At 71.0% G+C, this 20,128-nt stretch carries 16 protein-coding genes and 3 tRNA genes; 9 read left to right on the top strand and 10 right to left on the bottom strand.

The features are described from left to right. Positions 1–9: 9 nt before the first annotated feature. On the top strand, positions 10–885 hold the full coding sequence (locus ACIRF9_RS03365) for a helix-turn-helix transcriptional regulator (protein ID WP_403815502.1): 876 nt from the start codon (positions 10–12) through the stop codon (positions 883–885). A 102-nt stretch (positions 886–987) separates the two neighbouring features. Here the strand turns inward: ACIRF9_RS03365 and ACIRF9_RS03360 are convergent, their stop codons facing one another. Next, entirely contained in the window at positions 988–1,287 is a 300-nt protein-coding gene (locus ACIRF9_RS03360) for an Atu4866 domain-containing protein (protein WP_403815499.1), read from the bottom strand. A gap of 6 nt (positions 1,288–1,293) precedes the next feature. Between ACIRF9_RS03360 and ACIRF9_RS03355 the strand changes: the two genes are divergently transcribed. The 3 genes from ACIRF9_RS03355 (at position 1,294) to ACIRF9_RS03345 (ending at position 4,315) form a co-directional block, all read left to right on the top strand. After that, positions 1,294–1,506, top strand: coding sequence for a hypothetical protein (locus ACIRF9_RS03355; protein ID WP_403815496.1), 213 nt, complete (start codon positions 1,294–1,296; stop codon positions 1,504–1,506). 200 nt (positions 1,507–1,706) lie between these two features. Next, positions 1,707–3,098, top strand: a complete 1,392-nt coding sequence (locus ACIRF9_RS03350; protein WP_403815494.1) for an amidohydrolase family protein — start codon at positions 1,707–1,709, stop codon at positions 3,096–3,098. Positions 3,099–3,388: 290 nt separating this feature from the next. After that, positions 3,389–4,315: an MFS transporter gene (locus ACIRF9_RS03345; protein WP_403815491.1), complete on the top strand. Its 927-nt coding sequence runs from the start codon at positions 3,389–3,391 to the stop codon at positions 4,313–4,315. Positions 4,316–4,345: 30 nt separating this feature from the next. On the opposite strand, the gene ACIRF9_RS03340 is transcribed toward ACIRF9_RS03345, so the two are convergent. The 3 genes from ACIRF9_RS03340 to ACIRF9_RS03330 form a co-directional block, all read right to left on the bottom strand. After that, positions 4,346–4,419: transfer RNA gene (locus ACIRF9_RS03340), tRNA-Ile, on the bottom strand. Between the two features lie 190 nt (positions 4,420–4,609). After that, a tRNA-Asn gene (locus ACIRF9_RS03335) sits at positions 4,610–4,682 on the bottom strand. A gap of 5 nt (positions 4,683–4,687) precedes the next feature. Continuing rightward, a tRNA-Asn gene (locus ACIRF9_RS03330) sits at positions 4,688–4,760 on the bottom strand. A gap of 159 nt (positions 4,761–4,919) precedes the next feature. Here ACIRF9_RS03330 and ACIRF9_RS03325 point away from each other — a divergent pair. The 4 genes from ACIRF9_RS03325 (at position 4,920) to ACIRF9_RS03310 (ending at position 10,592) form a co-directional block, all read left to right on the top strand. Continuing rightward, positions 4,920–5,225 carry a YtxH domain-containing protein gene (locus ACIRF9_RS03325; RefSeq protein WP_403815488.1) on the top strand — a complete coding sequence of 102 codons (306 nt, stop codon included), beginning with the start codon at positions 4,920–4,922 and terminating at the stop codon, positions 5,223–5,225. A 111-nt stretch (positions 5,226–5,336) separates the two neighbouring features. Further along, entirely contained in the window at positions 5,337–6,791 is a 1,455-nt protein-coding gene (locus tag ACIRF9_RS03320; RefSeq protein ID WP_403815485.1) for an FGGY family carbohydrate kinase, read from the top strand. Positions 6,792–6,930: 139 nt separating this feature from the next. After that, complete coding sequence (locus tag ACIRF9_RS03315) at positions 6,931–8,664, top strand: ABC transporter ATP-binding protein (protein ID WP_403815482.1); 1,734 nt, start codon at positions 6,931–6,933, stop codon at positions 8,662–8,664. Beyond that, positions 8,664–10,592, top strand: a complete 1,929-nt coding sequence (locus ACIRF9_RS03310) for an ABC transporter ATP-binding protein (RefSeq protein ID WP_403815479.1) — start codon at positions 8,664–8,666, stop codon at positions 10,590–10,592. Before ACIRF9_RS03315 ends, ACIRF9_RS03310 begins: the two co-directional genes overlap by 1 nt. 145 nt (positions 10,593–10,737) lie before the next feature. On the opposite strand, the gene ACIRF9_RS03305 is transcribed toward ACIRF9_RS03310, so the two are convergent. From ACIRF9_RS03305 to ACIRF9_RS03285, 5 genes are all read right to left on the bottom strand, one after another. Next, the gene (locus ACIRF9_RS03305) at positions 10,738–11,910 is read right to left on the bottom strand and encodes an RNA polymerase sigma factor (RefSeq protein WP_403816108.1); all 1,173 of its coding nucleotides are present in this window, start codon (positions 11,908–11,910) and stop codon (positions 10,738–10,740) included. Between the two features lie 115 nt (positions 11,911–12,025). Continuing rightward, positions 12,026–13,921 carry a DNA primase gene (dnaG, locus tag ACIRF9_RS03300; RefSeq protein WP_403815477.1) on the bottom strand — a complete coding sequence of 632 codons (1,896 nt, stop codon included), beginning with the start codon at positions 13,919–13,921 and terminating at the stop codon, positions 12,026–12,028. A 147-nt stretch (positions 13,922–14,068) separates the two neighbouring features. Beyond that, positions 14,069–15,334 (bottom strand): NAD(P)/FAD-dependent oxidoreductase, encoded by a 1,266-nt coding sequence (locus ACIRF9_RS03295; RefSeq protein ID WP_403815474.1) that lies wholly within the window; start codon positions 15,332–15,334, stop codon positions 14,069–14,071. Positions 15,335–15,467: 133 nt separating this feature from the next. Next, entirely contained in the window at positions 15,468–16,733 is a 1,266-nt protein-coding gene (locus ACIRF9_RS03290; protein WP_403815472.1) for a deoxyguanosinetriphosphate triphosphohydrolase, read from the bottom strand. A 137-nt stretch (positions 16,734–16,870) separates the two neighbouring features. Further along, the gene (locus ACIRF9_RS03285; protein WP_403815469.1) at positions 16,871–17,650 is read right to left on the bottom strand and encodes a sirohydrochlorin chelatase; all 780 of its coding nucleotides are present in this window, start codon (positions 17,648–17,650) and stop codon (positions 16,871–16,873) included. 208 nt (positions 17,651–17,858) lie between these two features. On the opposite strand from ACIRF9_RS03285, the gene ACIRF9_RS03280 reads away from it, so the two are divergent. Beyond that, positions 17,859–18,536, top strand: a complete 678-nt coding sequence (locus tag ACIRF9_RS03280; RefSeq protein ID WP_403815467.1) for a vancomycin high temperature exclusion protein — start codon at positions 17,859–17,861, stop codon at positions 18,534–18,536. Between the two features lie 809 nt (positions 18,537–19,345). Here ACIRF9_RS03280 and ACIRF9_RS03275 read toward each other — a convergent pair. After that, positions 19,346–20,113, bottom strand: coding sequence for an enoyl-CoA hydratase-related protein (locus ACIRF9_RS03275; protein WP_403815465.1), 768 nt, complete (start codon positions 20,111–20,113; stop codon positions 19,346–19,348). Positions 20,114–20,128: the final 15 nt, after the last annotated feature.

Below are 20,128 nucleotides of genomic sequence, written 5' to 3'. Positions count from 1 at the left end.
GTTGGGGTCATGAGCGACGGCACTCCTTTGGGAGACTTCCTCAGAGCACGGCGCGAAGCCCTCAAGCCGCAGGACGTCGGCCTGCCGGAGCACGGGCGCAGGCGGGTACCGGGGCTGCGCCGTGAGGAGGTCGCCATGCTCGCGGGCGTGAGCTCCGACTACTACATGCGCCTGGAACAGGGCCGGGAGACCAGCCCGTCGCCCCAGATGATCGACGCGATCGCCGCCGCGCTCCGCCTCGACGACGAGGCCCACGACCACCTGCGCAGACTCACCCGGGCGCCCCAGGAACGCCGTGGCGTTCCCGCCGGTCGCGACAGGATCAGCCCCCAGCTTCTGCAGCTGATCGACAACTGGCCCGACACCCCCGCCTTCATCCTGGGACCGGCCCTGGACATTCTGGCGCACAACGCGCTCGCCGCGGCCCTGCACAGCGGATTCCAGCGGTTCGACAACCTGGCCCGCATGGTCTTCCTGGACCCGGCCGGGCGTACCTTCTACCAGGACCGGGACAAGGCCGCGAACTCGTGCGTGGCCGAACTGCGCGCGGCCTACGGATACGACCCCGATTCCCCGCGGATCACCGAAGTCGTCGACACACTCTGCGCGAAGAGCCCCGAATTCGCCGAGCTGTGGGCACGGCACGAGGTGAGGGGCAAGACGCAGCAGGCGAAGAACCTCGCACACCCCGAGGTCGGCGCTCTGGAGATCCAGTTCTCGGCCTTCACCGTCAACGGTGCCCCGCACCAGCAGCTGGTCGTCTACCAGGCCGAGCCGGCCAGTGCCACCGCGGCTGCCTTCGCCGAACTCCGCTCCCGCGCCGGCCGAGGGGAATCCGCACAGGTGGTGCGGGAAGAGTCCGGCCGGGCTCTCAGCGACACCTGACTTCCTATGTGACGCGCGTACGAAACGGGCCTACGAGAGCTGATATCACCGCCCATCGCCGGCGCGCCCGCCCGGTGGTTCGATCTTGTATGAGAGGGTCCGTCAGCCGCGCGACGGGATGCCTCCGTCCCGGGCGCGCTTGTCGCCCTCGCGGTAAAGCACCAGGTGCTCGTGGAAGAGAACGCCGTCGCGGATGTCGCCGGTGGCGGTGAAGCCGGTGTCGTCGACGTAGTCGATGTGGCTGCCGGTGACGGTGTAGCGGCCGGTATAGGCGCTCCGACGGTTTCCGCGGGCCTCGTCATAGCGGCCGTTCAGCAACAGTTCCTGGCGGATGAATCCGTCCGTGGTCACCCACATCCCGACGTACGGGTGAGGGTCGCGGGGCGTGTCATTGCTGGTCATGGCCCCATGGTTGGCCTGGCAGTCGATGGGAACCAGGCCGCCGTCTCCCCCGGTGCGGGCTTCCTGGGGGCGGCGCACCCACGATCGCGAGCGGAACGGCGCGGCGACATCAGGGTGCCGACACAGGCCACGGCGGCCTGGTTCCGATTCCGCAGCGCGACGAACCCCTTCCAGGGCGACGAACTGCACCACGCCGGCCACGTCATGAAGCTGGGCTGACCTCTGCGCCCGTCGGCGCCCTCACAGTCCCGGTCCTGGGTGCACGGCACCTGGGGAAGCCGCGACCTGGTTGCCGTGGCGGGCGGGGCCGAGGCTGGTGTTCGAGCAGCCTCGCCGCCCCCGGCGGCCCACCCCTCCCAGACCTCTCAGCGGACGGCCCCTTCTTCCAGCCCTGTCCGCCGTACGGAAAGAAGACCCTGATGAACGTCAACGACACCACCGCCGCAGCCGTGCTCGAAGAGCTCCGGCGCCGCCCCGCCGATCAGCGGCGCATCCTGTTCACCGGCGCGACCATCGTCACCATGGACCCCGACCTCGGCGTCATCGAACGCGGCGACCTCCTCGTCGAGGGCGACACGATCACCGCCGTCGACCGTGACCTCGCCGCGGGCGATGCCGTGGTCGTCGACGCCACCGGCACCATCCTCAGCCCCGGCTTCGTCGACACCCACCGGCACGCCTGGGAGGCTCAGCTGCGCCGGATCATGCCGGACGTCGACGACCTCGGCGGCTACGTCATGTCCACCCTGGCCGGCTACGCCACGGTCTACCGGCCCGAGGACATGTACGTCGGGACGAGACTGGCCGCCCTCACCGCGATCGACAGCGGCATCACGACCATGCTCGACTTCTCCCACAACTCCCGCACCCGAGAGCACTCCGACGCCGCCATCGAGGCCCTCCGCGACACCGGCATCCGCGGCGTACACGCCTCCATGGGCCCGCACTTCGGCGACTGGGACCGTCAGTGGCCCGGCGACCTGACCCGCGTCAAGGACCAGTACTTCAGCAGCGACGACCAGTTGCTGACCCTGCGCCTGGCGACGCTCGCCACCGACGAGATCGCCGGACCGGCGCTCGCCTACGGTCCCGAACTCGCCCGCGTCGCCAAGGACCTGGGCATCGGAGTGAGCGTGGACGCCGTCTTCGGCGCGTCCTCCTCCGAGGCAGTCCTGCGCTGGGCCAAGGACGGCGTCCTCAGCCCCGACGTCACCCTCATCCACGCCACCGGACTGACCCCCGAGGCGTGGAAGGCGATGGGGGAGACCGGCACCACCGTGGCGCTCGCCCCCACCTCCGACGCCCAGATCGGCCTGGAGACCGCGATCCCCGCCGTCGACGAGGCCCTGTCCGTCGGCATCCGCCCCGGCCTGAGCATCGATGTCGAAGTAGCCCTGGCCAGCGACATGTTCACGCAGATGCGGGCCCTGCACGCCATCCAGCGGATGCGCGCCGTCAACGCCGCCTACGGCACCGACCAGCAGCCCCGGCGCATCACCACCCACGACGTCCTGGACTTCGCCACCCTCCAGGGTGCCCGCACCAACGGCCTGGCCGCCGTCACCGGCTCGCTCACCCCCGGCAAGAAGGCCGACCTGCTGGTCATCCAGGCCGAGGACCTCAACAACATGCCGCTCAACGACCCGATCGGCACCGTCGTCCTGGGCTCCGACGCCCGCAACATCAGCGCCGTGCTCATCAACGGCGAACCCCGCAAGTGGAACGGCCACGTGCTCGACGTCGACCTGTCCGCCCTGCGCGCCGAGATCAACGCCTCGCGCGAGTACGTGCTGAACACCCCGACTGCCTGAGCATCCCCCTTCATCGTCCCCCGGCCGGCCGGGGGAACCCGTCGCCCCCGGCGGTGCCATCGGCCGATCGCGTCGCGCGCGAACACACGGGCCGCTGCCGGACGCCCCTTCTGGAGTTCCCAGCGCACACAGCCAAGAGCAACAGGCCCGACCAAACTGCTGCACCCATGGCCACCGCGTTCGGCACCACACCGGGACAGGCCACCTGAACGGCGACCGCGTTCGGCTTCGCCTACGCCGTCGGATTCCTCCTCTCCGGTCCGCTCCCCGACCGCTACGGACCACGCGCCGTGATCACCGCAGGGCTCATGGCCGCCACGGTGTCCACCGCCGCGGCCTTCGCACCCTCCGCGCTCTCCTACGTCGTCCAGCACATCGGGCCGCAGCGCCGCGGCACTGCCCTCACCTGTGTCACGAGCGGCATGCTCGCCGCTGCCGTCGTCATGCAGGTCGGCGCTCAGGCCGTATCGGCCGGGCTCGGCCGGCGCGCGGTCTTCTGGATCAGTGCCGCCCTGATGGCCCTGAGCCTGCTTCCGGTGCGCCGAGTGCTGCGGCCCGCCCCGCGCCACTGCACCGACGGCGGGCTGCTTCGGGCATTCACGGCGATGCCACGGCTGCTGCGCCGGCCTCGACTGGGCGCCCTGTACCTGTCCACCGTCGCCCTGATGTCGGCCTTCGTCGCCCTCTACACGGCGGTGGCCATCGCCGGACCGCCGCATATCGCCGGCAACTCCTCCGCGATCCTCGCCCTGCGGGCCGGCGCCCTGCCCGCCCTGGTCGCCGTCCCCCGGCTCCAACGGCTCCTCGCGCCCCAGCGCGCGGTCCTCGCCTTCGCCCTGGCCGCCCTCACCGTCGCCGCCGGCTCCTTCCTCGGCGGCCACACCGTGCCGCTGGCCGTCGCCCTGCTGCTGTTCGTGGCCGCCGTCGCGGCAGCGGCACCCGCCGTCGTCGAGACCGTCAACGCAGGCGCGCCACACGCACGCGGCGCGGCCGTCGCCCTCTACGGATGCAGCATGTTCATCGGCGCCAGCCTGGGCCCGCAGCTCACCGGTGCTCTCACCGGGCCCGGCTTCAGCGGCATCCTGCTCGCCGTCGCCGCGGTGCTCGTCCGGGGCGCCCTCCTGGCCCTGCCGTCCCTCCGCCACCAGCGCACCACGCCACAACCCGAGCCGACGACAGTCCGTTGGCCCAAAGTCCTGAATCCGTACGCCAGCTGAGACGTTTCCGCAGGTCACAGACCTGCACAGTGGGGCGGGTGGGACTCGAACCCACGGCCGACGGATTATGAGTCCGCTGCTCTAACCGGCTGAGCTACCGCCCCATAGCGGCGTGTCGCGTACATGTGTGCGCGCCGTCTGCCGCAGCATAGCCGCTCATACGATCTCACGCTTCGGCTGGTCGACCTTGCACGACCATGGAGACCAACGCTGCGGCCTGCGCGGTTCCCCTCGGTGTGAGGCCGACGGGAACCGACATGAAAAAGGACCCCACCGGGGTCCTCGTTCACGATGCTCCCCCGACTGGACTCGAACCAGTAACCTGCCGGTTAACAGCCGGCTGCTCTGCCAATTGAGCTACGGAGGACCGAGCTCCCCCGACTGGACTCGAACCAGTAACCTGCCGGTTAACAGCCGGCTGCTCTGCCAATTGAGCTACGGAGGAATGCCTCGTTGCATCGAACGTACCTACCTGGGTATTCGCCAGGGGGCGGGCGCTCGCTGCGACACATACATTAGCGCAAGCAGGGGGGTGCTCCGCCAATCGGTTCCCCCCGGCGCCGACGCCGTGCCAGGGACCTACGCAAGGGAGAGGGTGGCCGCCATGCGCTACAAGCTGACGTTCCTCGTCGGGCTGGCCGTGGGTTACGTGCTGGGCACGCGCGCCGGGCGCGAGCGCTACGAGCAGCTGAAGAAGTCCGCGCGCCAGGTCGCGCAGAACCCGGCCGTGCGCAACACCGCCGAGACGGCCGCCCAGCAGGGCCGCCAGTACGCGGGCCGGGCGTACCACGCGGTGAGCACCAAGGTCGGCGACCGTATGCCCGAGTCGGTGGCCGGAAGGGTCCGCTCCCTGCGCGAACGCAGCGCCCACAACGGCGGCGAGGACGACTGGGGAACCAGCAACACATAGACGCGGGATCACCGCGCGACCAGCCACGACGCACCCTCGCACGAAAGACCGCACGCACCCCTGTGGTCTACGCGGCTCAACCCCGGCGGAGCGTGCGGCAGAATTTTCGGTATGGGGATAGTCGCCGGGCTGGACAGTTCGCCCGATTTCACTCGTATCGTCGTCTGTGACGGGGACACCGGAGCCGTGCTCAGGCAGGGCTATGCGCCGCATCCGATGGAGACACCGGACAGCGGCAGCCGGCCCAGCGACGTCGATCCGCAGGCCTGGCTGCTCTCCCTCGGAGAGGCGGCCGGCGGCGGGCTGCTCGAGGGTGTGCAGGCCATCGGGGTGTCCTCCCAGCAGAACGCCGTGGTGCCGCTGGACGCGCAGGGCAACACCGTGCGGCCGGCGATGGTCGGCGGGGACAAGCGCGCCCAGGTCGCGGCGGCCGATCTGATCGACGCGCTCGGGGGCCGCGAGGTCTGGGCGCAGGCCGTGGGATGTGTGCCGCAGGCCGCTCAGCCGGTGACCAAGCTGAGGTGGCTCGCCAAGACCGAGCCGGAGGCCGCGCTGCGCACCACGGTGCTGATGCAGGCCCACGACTGGCTGGTGTGGCAGTTGCTCGGGCGGCCTGTGAGAAGGACCACCGACCGGGGCGGGGCGTCCGGGACCGGGTACTGGTCCGCCGCCACCGGCGGATACCGGCCCGACCTCGTGGAGCTGGCGCTCGGTCACCAGGCGATGCTGCCCGAGGTGATCGGGCCGTCCGACGCGGCGGGTACGACACCCGAGGGGCTGCTGATCTCGGCCGGCACCGGCGAGACCATGGCGGCGGCGCTGGGGCTCGGGCTCGGGATGGGCGACGCGGTCGTCTCGCTCGGGGCGTCCGGGTCCGTGATGGCCGTCCACCCCGAGGCGCTCGTCGACCAGAGCGGGATGATCACCTCCCTCGCCGACGCGACGGGCATGCACCTGCCGGTCGTCACCACCCTGAACGCCGTACGGACCCTGCGCGGCACCGCCGAGCTGCTGGGGCTGCCCGATCTGGAGAGCCTGTCCGACCTGGCGATGAAGTCGACGCCGGGGTCGCACGGGCTGGTGCTGCTGCCCTATCTGGAGGGCGAGCGGACGCCGAACCTGCCGCACACGGCCGGGACGCTGGCGGGGCTGCGGCGGGAGTCCATGAAGCCGGAGCATCTGGCGCGGGCCGCGTTCGAGGGCATGCTGTGCGGGCTCGCGGACGCGCTCGACGTGCTGCGCGGGCGAGGGGTGAGCGTGCAGCGGATCTTCCTGCTGGGGGCGGTGGCCGAGCTGGCGGCCGTGCAGGCGGCGGCTCCCGCGCTCTTCGGCGCGCAGGTCGTCGTACCGCAGCCCGCGGACTACGCGGCGATCGGGGCGGCCCGGCAGGCCGCCTGGGCGCTCGGGGTGAAGCAGGGCCAGCTCGATCCGCGCACCCCGCCGGTCTGGCAGGGGGCGGCGGCGCAGGTCCTGGACCCGGGTGAGAACCTGGCGGTGGGACAGGCGGTGCGGCAGCAGTACGTGTCGGTGCGGGAGCAGACGCATCCCGGGGCGTTCCGGGTGTGACACCCGGAGCGGCAGCCACACGGAAGGCCGTATATCACGCTGCTCTCGGCTTAATCGGTTGAGGTAACGCGGGTGGAGTGTTCCACGATAGGGGCCAGGGGCAACCAATGCCCCTACCGCCGACTCCGAGAGACGTAGCGTGCTCATACGACTTCTGCGGACCTACCTCAGGCCCTACAAGAAACCCATCGCCCTGCTGTTGCTGCTGCAGTTCCTGCAGACCTGCGCCACCCTCTATCTGCCCACGCTGAACGCGCACATCATCGACAACGGTGTCGTCGAAGGGGACACCGGTTACATCCTGACCTACGGCGGCGTGATGATCGGCATCTCGCTGGCGCAGGTGGTGTGCAACATGGGTGCCGTGTACTACGGCGCCCGGACCGCCGCCGCGCTCGGCCGGGACGTGCGCGCCGCCGTCTTCGACCGGGTGCAGTCCTTCTCCGCCCGCGAGGTCGGCCAGTTCGGCGCGCCCTCGCTGATCACCCGGACCACCAACGACGTCCAGCAGATCCAGATGCTGGCCCTGATGGCGTTCACGCTGATGGCGTCGGCGCCGATCATGTGCGTGGGCGGTATCGTCCTGGCGCTCGGTCTGGACGTGCCGCTGTCCGGGGTGCTGATCGCCGTCGTACCGGTGCTCGGCATCTGCGTGACGCTGATCGTGCTGCGGCTGCGGCCGCTGTTCCGGTCGATGCAGGTGCGCCTGGACACCGTGAACCGGGTGCTGCGCGAGCAGATCACCGGCAACCGGGTGATCCGCGCCTTCGTCCGCGACGAGTACGAGCAGCAGCGGTTCCGGAAGGCCAACACCGACCTCACCGACATCTCGCTGAAGACCGGCAACATGCTGGCGCTGATGTTCCCGGTGGTCATGACCACGGTGAACCTGTCGTCGATCGCGGTGGTCTGGTTCGGGGCCCACCGGATCGACAGCGGCGGGATGCAGATCGGTGATCTGACCGCGTTCCTCGCCTATCTCATGCAGATCGTGATGTCCGTGATGATGGCCACCTTCATGTTCATGATGGTGCCGCGCGCGGAGGTGTGCGCCGAGCGCGTCCAGGAGGTGCTGGAGACCTCGTCGTCCGTGGTCCCGCCGGTGGCGCCGGTCACGGAGCTGCGGCGGCACGGGCATCTGGAGATCCGGGGTGCGGGCTTCCGCTATCCGGGGGCCGAGGAGCCCGTCCTCAAGGCCATCGACCTGGTGGCGCGGCCCGGTGAGGTGACCGCCGTCATCGGCTCGACCGGCAGCGGCAAGTCCACCCTGCTCGGCCTGGTCCCCCGGCTGTTCGACGCGACCGACGGGGAGGTGCTGGTCGACGGCGTGGCGGTCGCGGACGTCGATCCCGTCGTCCTGGCGAAGACCGTCGGTCTCGTCCCGCAGAAGCCGTACCTGTTCGCGGGGACCGTCGCGAGCAATCTGCGCTACGGCAACCCGGACGCCACCGACGAGGAGTTGTGGCACGCGCTGGAGGTGGCACAGGCCAAGGACTTCGTCAGCAAGCTGGAGAACGGCCTCGACTCCCCCATCGCCCAGGGCGGCACCAACGTCTCCGGTGGTCAGCGGCAGCGGCTCGCCATCGCCCGTACGCTCGTGCAGCGGCCGGAGATCTACCTCTTCGACGACTCCTTCTCCGCCCTCGACTACGCCACCGACGCGGCCCTGCGCGCGGCGCTCGCCCGCGAGACCGCCGAGGAGACCGTCGTGATCGTCGCCCAGCGGGTGGCGACCATCCGCGAGGCCGACCGGATCATCGTCCTCGACGAGGGCCGGGTCGTCGGCAGCGGCACCCACCGCGAACTGATGGCCGACAACGAGACCTACCGGGAGATCGTGCTCTCCCAGCTGACGGAAGCGGAGGCTGCCTGATGGCCGGGCCCATGGGACGCATGATGGCCGGCACCGGTCCCGACAACCGCTCGCTGGACTTCAAGGGGTCCGGCAGGCGGCTGCTCGCCCAGTTCAAGCCGGAGCGGCTCACCCTGTACGTGATGCTGCTCTGCGTCGTGATCAGCGTCGGCCTCAACGTGGTCGGGCCGAAGATCCTCGGCAAGGCCACCGACCTGGTCTTCGCGGGCATCGTCGGACGGCAGATGCCGGAGGGGGCCAGCAAGGAGCAGGTCCTCGAGTCGATGCGCGAGCGCGGCGACAGCAGCGTCGCCGACATGCTCAAGAGCACCGACTTCACGCCCGGCAAGGGCATCGACTTCGACCAGGTCGGCGAGGTCCTGCTGTTCGCGCTCGGGGTGTTCCTCGTCGCCGGTCTGCTGATGGCGGTGGCGACGCGCCTGGTCAACCGGACCGTCAACCGCACGATGTTCCGGATGCGCGAGGACGTCCAGACGAAGCTGTCGCGGCTGCCGCTGTCGTACTTCGACAAGCGCCAGCGCGGCGAGGTCCTCTCCCGCGCGACGAACGACATCGACAACATCGGGCAGACCCTGCAGCAGTCGATGGGCCAGCTCATCAACTCGCTGCTCACCATCATCGGCGTGCTGGCGATGATGTTCTGGGTGTCCTGGCTGCTCGCCCTGGTCGCGCTGGTGACCGTGCCGCTGTCGGCGGTCGTCGCCACGCGCGTCGGCAAGCGGTCGCAGCCGCACTTCGTGCAGCAATGGCGCTCCACCGGCAAGCTGAACGCCCACATCGAGGAGATGTACACCGGCCACACGCTGGTGAAGGTGTTCGGCCGTCAGGAGGAGTCGGCACAGCAGTTCGCCGAGCAGAACGAGGCGCTGTACGAGGCCGGGTTCAAGGCGCAGTTCAACAGCGGGGTCATGCAGCCGCTGATGATGTTCGTGTCGAACATCAACTACGTGCTGGTGGCGGTGGTCGGCGGACTCCGGGTCGCGTCCGGCGCGCTCTCCATCGGTGACGTCCAGGCCTTCATCCAGTACTCCCGCCAGTTCTCGATGCCGCTGACGCAGGTCGCGTCGATGGCGAACCTGGTGCAGTCGGGTGTCGCCTCGGCGGAACGGATCTTCGAACTCCTGGACGCGGAGGAGCAGAAGGCGGATCCGGCGGCGGGCGCCCGGCCCGAGGAGCTGCGGGGGCGGGTCGCGCTGGAGCACGTGTCGTTCCGCTACGACCCCGACAAGCCGCTGATCGAGGACCTGTCGCTGAAGGTGGAACCCGGGCACACGGTCGCGATCGTCGGCCCGACCGGGGCCGGCAAGACGACCCTGGTCAACCTCCTCATGCGGTTCTACGACGTCTCCGGCGGCCGGATCACCCTCGACGGCGTCGACATCGGGCGCATGTCCCGGGACGAGCTGCGCGCCGGGATCGGCATGGTGCTGCAGGACACCTGGCTGTTCGGCGGCACGATCGCGGAGAACATCGCGTACGGCGCCGCCCGCGAGGTCACCCGGGGCGAGATCGAGGAGGCGGCTCGGGCGGCGCACGCGGACCGGTTCATCCGGACCCTGCCCGACGGCTACGACACCGTGATCGACGACGAGGGCAGTGGGGTCAGCGCCGGTGAGAAGCAGCTGATCACCATCGCGCGGGCGTTCCTGTCCGACCCGGTGATCCTCGTCCTCGACGAGGCGACGTCCTCGGTCGACACCCGGACCGAGGTGCTGATCCAGAAGGCGATGGCGAAGCTGGCGCACGGGCGGACGTCGTTCGTCATCGCGCACCGGCTGTCGACGATCCGGGACGCGGACACGATCCTGGTGATGGAGAACGGGTCGATCGTGGAGCAGGGCGCGCATACGGATCTGCTCGCGGCCGACGGGGCGTATGCGCGGCTGTACAAGGCGCAGTTCGCTCAGGCGGTGGCCGAAGTGGACTGAGGGCGCGCCCGGCGCTGGGGCCGGCCGGGGGTGGGTGCGCTTGCCCGCGCTTGCGGGGTGCCGCTGCGCCCACCCGTGCCGCCTGGGGGTCCCCCCAGGCCTTTAAGGCACTGGGGGAGGCACGATTGCCCGCAGTACAACGGGACTAGTCCAGGTAGCCCCTCAGTTGGTCCGCGAAAGCGTGGTCCCTGAGTTTGTTGAGGGTCTTGGACTCGATCTGGCGGATCCGTTCCCGGGTCACGCCGAAGATGCGGCCGATCTCCTCCAGCGTGCGGGGGCGGCCGTCGGCGAGGCCGTACCGGAGTTGGACGACCTTTCGCTCGCGCTCGCCAAGGGTGGAGAGTACGGCCTCCAGATGCTCGCGCAGGAGCAGGAAGGCCGCCGACTCCACCGGGCTCGTCGCGTCGCCGTCCTCGATGAGGTCGCCGAGGGCCACGTCGTCCTCCTCGCCCACCGGGGCGTGCAGGGAGACCGGCTCCTGGGCCAGGCGCAGGACCTCGCCGACCCGTTCCGGGGCCAGGTCCAGCTGGCCGGCGACCTCGTCGGCGGTCGGTTCGTAGCCGCGTTCCTGCAGCATCCGGCGCTGGACGCGCACGACCCGGTTGATCAGCTCGACGACATGGACCGGGACGCGGATGGTGCGGGCCTGGTCGGCGAGGGCGCGGGACATGGCCTGGCGGATCCACCAGGTGGCGTACGTCGAGAACTTGTAGCCGCGGGCGTAGTCGAACTTCTCGACGGCCCGGATCAGCCCGAGGTTGCCCTCCTGGACCAGGTCGAGCATGGTCAGGCCGCGGCCGACGTACCGCTTGGCGACGGAGACGACGAGCCGCAGGTTCGCCTCGATGAGGCGGCGCTTGGCCATGCGGCCCATGACGACCAACCGGTCGAGGTCGAGGGCGAGTTCGCTGTCCAGGTCGGGGGTGTTGACCAGCTTCTCCTCGGCGAACAGGCCCGCCTCGACCCGGCGGGCGAGTTCGACCTCCTCGGCCGCGGTGAGCAGCGGGATGCGGCCGATCTCCCGCAGGTACTGGCGGAAGAGGTCGGAGGAGGGGCTGCCGCTGTCGGTGGCGCGGGCGGGCGGTGCTTCGACGGGTTCCGGTTCGGGGCTGTCCTCCAGCGCCTCCGCGGGCGGCTCGGCCTCCGGTTCGGGTTCCGCCTCCGGGTGGTGCACGGCACGGTTCTGCGGCGGGACCGCGACCAGCACGTCGGTCTCGGCGTCCGGTTCCGTGTCGTCGGTAGTGCTGGCGTTCTGCGTCAGGGTCTGGGTCTGCACGGGGGCGACCTCCAGGATGATCGCTGCTGAGGTGAGCGGCAGCGGTGCTCCGGGGGCCGCTCCGAGGACTCAGGCACCGGACCCAGTGTGGAGTACGACACATCCCCGCCACGAGGGGCGTGCGGTGACTTTTTGAGTCCGACCCGTAACCAGCTGTTCAGAGAGCTGCGGCGCCGTGCTCCCGCAGCGCCTGGTCGTACTGCTGAAGGATCCACAGTTCGTTCTGCACGGCCGCGAGTTGGGCCTGGTCGCCGCCCGCGGCGTGGCGGGCCAGCTGGGACTGGACGTCCCTGACGCGGCGTTCTACGGCGCGGCGGCGGACCTGGACCAGGACCGTGCCGGCGTACACCTCGTCGACCGTGCGGCGCATGATCGGCTCGACGGCGAGTTCGGTGACCATGGCGCGCACCGTGTCGTCAGGGGCGGCCTCGCGGACCCGGACGAGGTACTCCTGGGCGTCCTGGACGCCCCACTCGGCGCCGCCCGCGTCCAGGACGGTCTGGCGTACGGCGGCGTAGGGGGCGGCGGTGAACTCGTCGACGCCGTACGCGTCGAAGGCCGGGGAGACCAGCTCGGGGCGCTGCAGGGCGAGTTTCAGCAGCTCGCGCTCGGTCGCGTAGACGGGGTTGCGCAGGGTCAGGGCGGGGCCTGTGGTGGCGGGGCGGGGCGCGGCCTCGTACTGCTGGGGGCTGCGATTGCCACCCGGCGCGGGGGCCTTGCCGCCACCGCGCCGGTGAAGGTGACCGACACGGTCCACCACGAACTCCGGGTCCAGGATGCCGACGAGGCCAGCGAGCTCCACGGCCATCTCGCGCCGCGCGGTGCGCTCCTTGATCCGGGCTGCCACGGGGGCGGCCTCGTCCAGGGCCGCCGCGCGGCCGCCGGCGGTCTCCAGGTCGTAGCGATTCACGATCTGCTGAAGCGCGAACTTGAACAGCGGGGTACGGGGTTGGACCAGTTCCGCGACGGCGTCGTCCCCCTTCGCCAGGCGCAGCTCGCACGGGTCCATGCCGTCGGGAGCAATCGCGATGTAGGTCTCGGCGGCGAACTTCTGGTCGTCCTCGAACGCCCGCAACGCGGCCTTCTGGCCCGCCGCATCGCCGTCGAAGGTGAAGATGACACGCGCGGTGCCGTTGTCCATCAGCAAGCGGCGCAACACCTTGATGTGGTCGCCGCCGAAGGCCGTGCCGCAGGTGGCGATCGCGGTCGTCACACCGGCGAGGTGGCAGGCCATGACGTCGGTGTAGCCCTCGACGACGACCGCGCGGCTGGCCTTGGCGATGTCCTTCTTCGCCAGGTCGATGCCGTACAGCACCTGGCTCTTCTTGTAGATCGCCGTCTCGGGCGTGTTGAGGTACTTGGGGCCGGTGTCCGCCTCGTAGAGCTTGCGCGCGCCGAACCCGACGACTTCTCCGCCGATGTCGCGGATGGGCCACATCAGACGGCCCCGGAAGCGGTCGATGGGCCCGCGGCGGCCCTCCTGCGCGAGCCCCGACAGGAGCAGTTCCTTGTCGGTGAAGCCCTTGCCGCGCAGGAAGCGGGTGAGGTGGTCCCAGCCCTGGGGGCTGTAGCCGACGCCGAAGTGGACGGCGGCGGCCTGGTCGAAGCCGCGCTCGGCGAGGAAGATCCGGCCGGTGTCGGCCTCGGGGCTGATGGCGAGCTGTTCCGCGTACCACTCGGCGGCGATCTTGTGGGCCTCGACCAGGCGGATGCGTTCACCGCGCTGGTGGGAGGGGTTGTAGCCGCCCTCCTCGTAGCGCAGGGTGACGCCGGCCTGGGCGGCGAGCCGCTCGACCGCCTCCGAGAAGGAGAGATGGTCGACCTTCATCACGAACGTGATGGTGTCGCCGCCCTCCTGGCAGCCGAAGCAGTGGAAGAGCCCCTTGCTCGGGCTGACCTGGAAGGAGGGCGACTTCTCGTCGTGGAACGGGCACAGCCCCTTGAGGTTGCCACCGCCCGCGTTGCGCAGCTGGAGGTACTCGGACACCACGGCGTCGATCGGGACCGCGTCCCGTACCGCCTTCACGTCCTCGTCGTTGATCCGTCCTGCCACGAGGTGATTCTACGGGGGGCGGGTGACAACTCCGGCGAGCTGTTGCGCCCCTTCAGGGGCGCGGGCTGTGACATATGCGGCTCCGCCGCGTGGGCGCGCCCAGCCACCCACGGCCGGCACCCGCGATACGACAGCGCCCGGCAGACGCTACGCGCCAAGACTTTCCAACGGCACATGGGGATCCGCCAGCGCCTCCGTATTCACGGCAATCCGCGAAGCGATCAGCTTCTGGATCGGCTCTGTGACGTCCCACACGTTCACGTTCATCCCGGCCAGTACGCGTCCCTCCTTCACCCAGAACGCGATGAACTCCCGCTTCCCCGCGTCCCCCCGGATCACCACCTCGTCGTACGACCCCGGCGGCGCCCACCCGCTGTACTCCATGCCCAGGTCGTACTGGTCGGTGAAGAAGTAGGGCACGCGGTCGTAGGTGACGTCCTTGCCGAGCATCGCGCGGGCGGCGGCAGGCCCTCCGTTGAGGGCGTTGGCCCAGTGCTCGACGCGCAGCCGGGTGTCGAACAGGCCGTGCGGGAAGGAGGCGACGTCTCCGGCGGCGTAGATGTCGGGGTCGGAGGTGCGCAGCCGGGCGTCGACCGCGACACCGCCGCCGTGGGCGCGGTCGGCGAGGGTGAGGCCGGCCGCCTCCGCGAGGCCGGTGCGGGGGGCCGCGCCGATCGCCGCGAGGACGTCGTGCGCCGGGTGCTCCTCGCCGTCGTCGGTGCGGGCGGCGAGGACCATGCCGTCCTGGCCGACGATCTCGGTGAGCCGGCGGCCGAAGTGGAAGCGGACGCCGTGCTCGCGGTGCAGTTCGGCGAAGACGTTGCCCAGCTCGGGGCCGAGGACGCCGTGCAGTGGGGTCGGCTCCGGCTCGACGACGGTGACCTCCGCGCCGTACTCGCGGGCCGCCGCCGCGATCTCCAGGCCGATCCAGCCGGCGCCGGCGATCACGATGTGGCCGTTGTCACGGCCGAGGGCGGCCAGGACGCCCTTGAGGCGCTCGGCGTGCGCGAGCCGGCGCAGATGGTGGACGCCCGCGAGGTCGGTGCCGGGGATGTCCAGGCGGCGCGGCTCGGCGCCGGTGGCCAGGAGCAGCTTGTCGTAGTGGACGAGGGTGCCGTCGTCGCCGAAGCGGACCGTCTTCGCCGTGCGGTCGATCGCGTCGACGGTCTGGCCCAGGTGCAGCTCGATGTCGTTCTGCGCGTACCAGGCGGGTTCGTGCACGAAGACGCTCTCGCGGCTCTCCTTGCCGAGCAGGAAGCCCTTGGACAGCGGCGGGCGCTCGTAGGGGTGGTCGCGTTCGTCGCAGATCAGTATCACGCGGCCGGTGAAGCCCTCCGCCCGCAGCGTCTCGGCCGCCTTCGCGCCGGCCAGGCCTCCTCCGACGATGACGAATGTCTGATCCGCGTCGACCACGTGTTGCCTCCTCGTGAGAGAACCGCCACATGCGAGCGTCCCGCACGCAACGTGATGGGGGAAGGGGGACGAGCCCGATCAGGGCACCCTGGGTCACGTTCGGGCCCGTTTGGGCGCACCCCTCCCGCCCGGGTCACGGTCTCGTGTGCCCCGCCAGCCGGGAGTGAAGCGAGCGGGCCGAGGCGTCGGTGAGGGAGGCGATCTGGTCGACGATCACCCGCTTGCGGGCGCGGTCGTCGGCGGCCTGCTCGAACAGGGCGCGGAACTGGGGGTCGAGTCCCTCGGGTGCGCGGGCGGTGAGGGCCTCGGCCAGCTCGGTGATCACGATGCGCTGGTCGGCGCGGAGCCGGGTCTGTTCGGCGCGCTGCATGACGTACCGGTCGGCGACGGCCTTGAGGACCGCGCACTCCAGGCGGGTCTCGTGGGGTACGACGAGTTCGGCGCCGTAGCGGGTGAGGGGGCCGCTGCCGTGGCGCGCGCGTGTGGCGCCCTCGGCGGCGAGGCAGAAGCGGCCGATGAGCTGGCTGGTGGCGTCCTTGAGGCGGGCCTGCGCGACCGCCGTGCCGTCGTAGCCGTGCGGCCACCACTCCTGGTCCTGGAGGCGGTCGAGGGCCGCGGCGAGTTCGGCCGGGTCGGTGTCCTCGGGGACGTAACGGCCGACGGCCACCCGGAAGACCTCCGCGCGCTCCGGCTCCGCGCGCAGGCTGGCGGGGTCGATGTGGCCGGCGTGCAGACCGTCCTCCACGTCGTGCACCGAGTAGGCCACGTCGTCGGACCAGTCCATGACCTGCGCCTCGAAGCACGTACGCGTGCCGGGGGCCTCTTTGCGGATCCAGTCGAAGACGGGTCGGTCGTCCTCGTAGACACCGAACTTGGGGGATGCGGGGGTCGTGGGGTGGGCGCCCCTCGGCCAGGGGTACTTGGTGGCGGCGTCGAGCGTGGCGCGGGTGAGGTTGAGGCCGACGGAGCTCTGGTCGTCGGCGACGAAGCGCTTGGGCTCGATGCGGGTGAGGAGTCTGAGGGACTGGGCGTTGCCCTCGAAGCCGCCGCAGTCGTGGGCGAAGTCGTTCAGCGCCTGTTCGCCGTTGTGACCGAAAGGGGGATGGCCGAGGTCGTGGGAGAGGCAGGCCGCTTCGACCAGGTCGGGGTCGCAGCCGAGGGCCGCGCCCAGCTCTCGTCCCACCTGGGCGCATTCCAGGGAGTGGGTGAGGCGGGTGCGGGGGGTGGCATCCCAGTCCTGGCTGTGGTCGCCCGGCGTGACGACCTGGGTCTTTCCGGCGAGTCTTCTCAGCGCCGAGGAGTGCAGGATCCTCGCGCGGTCGCGTTGGAAGGCGGTGCGGCCGGGGCGCTTGTCCGGTTCGGGGGCCCAGCGTTCGGATGACGGCAGGTCATAGGGCATGTTTCGACAGTAAGCGGCGGTAGTGACAATTGGGTGCCTACTGAAGTGCCGGGTTCTGTGGTTCGGCGCGTGCGGGTTGTGTGGGGCTGGTCGCGCCCGCGCGGCGGAGCCGCAAATCGATACAGCCCCGCGCCCCTTTAGGCGGCGTTGCTGTTGTCGCTCGTTTCCAGTGCCTGGTCGTAGCGGTGGAGCAAGAGGTCGGCCATCGCGGGGTGGGTGCCCAGAGGGGCCGAGGTGATCCATGGGGCCGCCTGGGCGCACTCCGTCGCGAAGCGGCCGGGGGCCGCGAAGTACGAGGCCACCGCCACCCTGTCCCGGCCCCTCGCCGCCAGGGCCTGGATCGCCGTCGGGACCGTGGGCGTGGCTGTCGATGCATACGCCGGGACCACCGGGACTCCCAGGCGTGCCGCCAGGAGGTTGGCCGTGCGGCGGGTGTCCGCCGCCGAGTCCGGGTCGCGGGAGCCCGCTGCCGCGAGGACCACGGCGCTGGTGCGGCGTTCCTCGTCCGTCATGTCCGTGCGCCAGCCCGCCTCCACCAGGCGGGTGTACAGGGTGTCCACCAGCAGGGGGTGCGGGCCGAGCGGTGCCGCCACGCGCGTGCGTACCCGGGCGTCGGCCGCCATCTCGGGGATGTCGCGCTTGACGTGGTAGCCGCGGGCGAGGAGGAGGGGGACCAGGACGGCGTCCGTCGTGCCGCGGGCGTCCAGGTCGGCCAGGGTGTCGGTGAGCAGGGGCTCGTTCAGCTCGATGTGGCCGAGGTGCACCGGCAGGCCGGGCCGCCGGTCGCGGACGCGGTCGAGGAGGGTGCGTACGGTGCTCAGGGCGCGCGGGTCACGGCTGCCGTGGGCGACGACCACCAGCGCGGGCGGGGCCGGGCGCCGGCGGGCGTCGAGCTGGACGAGGCTTGGCTGGCTCATGCACCGATCCTCCCGGGGCGAGGTTGCACCCCCGTTGCCTGACCGTCACGAGTATTTTCGGGGCGTTCACCGCGCGCCTCGGGGCGGTGTGAGGTGCGCCCCGGACGGTGGCCCCTCGGCGCGGGGAGCGAACCGGATCACCCTATGCTGCGTCTTCCCAGGTCGAACGGAAGATCGAGCCGGATCCAGCTCTATCGGGGGGCACCACATGAACATCCGTCGACCGCGGCTGCCGCGCACGCGCGCCGGGCGGCGCCGGCTGCTGCAGGCCGCGATGGCCGGGTGTGTGCTCGCGCTGCTGCCCGCCACCTGGCTGTACGTGTCCACGGCCGACCGGATCGGTACGACGGCCGGGGCGCCGCACCGGGAGGTCGCCGTGGTCTTCGGCGCGGGGCTGTGGGCCGGGGAGCCGTCGCCGTATCTGGCGCACCGGCTCGACGCGGCGGCGAAGCTGTACCGGGAGGGCCGGATCGAGGTCGTCCTCGTCACCGGTGACAACAGCCGCAAGGACTACGACGAGCCCGACGCCATGCGGACCTATCTGACGAAGCACGGGGTGCCGGACGCGCGGATCGTCAGCGACTACGCCGGTTTCGACACCTGGGACTCCTGCGTGCGCGCCAGGAAGATCTTCGGTGTGGACCGGGCCGTCCTGATCAGCCAGGGCTTCCACATCCGGCGGGCGGTCGCCCTGTGCGAGGCGGCGGGCGTCGACTCGTACGGCGTCGGCGTCGACGCCAAACACGACGTGACCTGGTACTACGGCGGCACCCGGGAGATCTTCGCGGCGGGCAAGGCGGCCCTGGACGCGGTGTTCGAGCCGGATCCGCGCTTCCTCGGCCCGAAGGAGCCGGGCGTGGAGCGGGCGCTGGCGGCGGCCGGATGATCCCGGGGGCGCCAGAGAAGCCCCGCAGGGCGGCCAAGTAACTCGCCGGGGGCGCCAGAGAAGCCCCGCAGGGCGGCCAAGTAACTCGCCGGGGGGCGCCGGAGAAGCCCCGCACGGCGGCCAAGTAACTCGCCGGGGGGCGCCGGAGAAGCCCCGCACGGCGGCCAAGTAACTCGCCGGGGGGCGCCGGAGGAGCCCGCAGGGCGGCCAGGTGACTCGACGCGGCGCCAGGCGACTGCACGCCCGCCAGGGGACCGCACGCCCCGCCAGGCGACTGCACGCCCGCCAGGGGACCGCACGCCCCGCCAGGCGACTGCACGCCCCGCCAGGCGACTGGAGGCCACCGGCAAGGAGCATGGAGGCAGCGCCAGGAGCCTGTACGCAGCGCCAGATGACTTTGCACGGCGCAGGTGACTTTGCACGGCGCAATGACTCCGCACGGCGCCAGGCGACTTCACGCGGCTCCGGATGACTCCACGCGCCGCCGGAAGACTCCGCGGCTCCGTGTGACTCCACGCGGCGGTCGGTCGGCCCCGCGCGGCCCCCGCGCTCTCGCACGCCGGGTTTGACGCGCTCACTTCACCCGGCGGTGAGAAGAGCACGCTGGATACCGACTGTAGCCGTCCGATCACCTGTAGTGCCCCCGGTGCAGATCTCCCCCTACCGGACCGAGACCATCGGCCTGGACGCGGGCCACGTGCCGTACTACGCGTACGTGTGCTGACCGGGGCCGGGGCCGGGAATGGCGACGGCCGCTTCCCGGCCCCGGCCGTGCCACGCGGGTGCCGAGCCATGCCGCACCGCACCCGTCAGCGTCCCCGGAAGTTCGGCGCGCGTTTCTCCAGGAAGGCCGCCATCCCCTCCTTCTGGTCCTCCGTCGCGAACAGGGCGTGGAAGACGCGGCGTTCGTAGCGGATGCCGTCGCGTAGGCCGGTCTCCAGGGCGCGGTCCACGCACTCGCGGGCCGCCCGTACCGCCGCGCGGCCGTACGAGGCGATGGTCGCCGCCGCTTCGAGGGCCTCGGGCAGGACGCGGCCGTCCGGGACCACCCGGGAGACCAGGCCCGCGCGTTCCGCCTCACCGGCGTCCATCGTGCGGCCGGTCAGGACCAGGTCCATCGCCTTGGCGCGGCCGACCAGACGGGTCAGTCGCTGGGTGCCGCCGATGCCCGGGATCACGCCCAGCCCGATCTCCGGCTGGCCGAACACAGCCGACTCCCCCGCGATCACCAGGTCGCACATCATCGCCAGCTCGCAACCGCCGCCCAGGGCGAAGCCGTTGACTGCCGCGATCTTCGGGATGCGCAGGTCCGCGAACTCCTCCCAGCCGGCGAAGTAGTCCTCCGCCGCCATCTCCACGGCCGACCTGCCCGCCATCTCCCTGATGTCGGCGCCCGCGGCGAAGGCCCGCTCGGAGCCGGTGAGAACCACACAGCCGACGGCCGGGTCGGCGTCCAACGGGCGCAGGACGTCCAGGAGTTCGGCCAGCAGCGCGGAGTCCAGCGCGTTCAGGACGTGCGGGCGGTGCAGGCGTACGGTCAGGACCGCGCCTTCGCGTTCGAGTTTCAGGTTGCTCATCTTCCCCTCCTCACC

This window comes from Streptomyces sp. NPDC096132 (genome assembly GCF_044763345.1).
Taxonomy (GTDB): Bacteria; Actinomycetota; Actinomycetes; order Streptomycetales; family Streptomycetaceae; genus Streptomyces.
The sequence above is the reverse complement of the archived record's forward strand: the minus strand, read 5'-3'. Positions and strand labels throughout refer to the sequence as shown.

Bases quoted from the DNA above. Each gene is read 5' to 3' on its own strand.
- ACIRF9_RS03360 (WP_403815499.1), bottom strand. From the start codon at position 1,287: ATGACCAGCAATGACACGCCCCGCGACCCTCACCCGTACGTCGGGATG.
- ACIRF9_RS03290 (WP_403815472.1), bottom strand. From the start codon at position 16,733: ATGCCCTATGACCTGCCGTCATCCGAACGCTGGGCCCCCGAACCGGAC.
- ACIRF9_RS03320 (WP_403815485.1), top strand. From the start codon at position 5,337: ATGGGGATAGTCGCCGGGCTGGACAGTTCGCCCGATTTCACTCGTATC.
- ACIRF9_RS03365 (WP_403815502.1), top strand. From the start codon at position 10: ATGAGCGACGGCACTCCTTTGGGAGACTTCCTCAGAGCACGGCGCGAA.
- ACIRF9_RS03355 (WP_403815496.1), top strand. From the start codon at position 1,294: ATGGTTGGCCTGGCAGTCGATGGGAACCAGGCCGCCGTCTCCCCCGGT.
- ACIRF9_RS03285 (WP_403815469.1), bottom strand. From the start codon at position 17,650: ATGAGCCAGCCAAGCCTCGTCCAGCTCGACGCCCGCCGGCGCCCGGCC.
- ACIRF9_RS03275 (WP_403815465.1), bottom strand. From the start codon at position 20,113: ATGAGCAACCTGAAACTCGAACGCGAAGGCGCGGTCCTGACCGTACGC.
- ACIRF9_RS03310 (WP_403815479.1), top strand. From the start codon at position 8,664: ATGGCCGGGCCCATGGGACGCATGATGGCCGGCACCGGTCCCGACAAC.
- ACIRF9_RS03280 (WP_403815467.1), top strand. From the start codon at position 17,859: ATGAACATCCGTCGACCGCGGCTGCCGCGCACGCGCGCCGGGCGGCGC.
- ACIRF9_RS03350 (WP_403815494.1), top strand. From the start codon at position 1,707: ATGAACGTCAACGACACCACCGCCGCAGCCGTGCTCGAAGAGCTCCGG.
- ACIRF9_RS03325 (WP_403815488.1), top strand. From the start codon at position 4,920: ATGCGCTACAAGCTGACGTTCCTCGTCGGGCTGGCCGTGGGTTACGTG.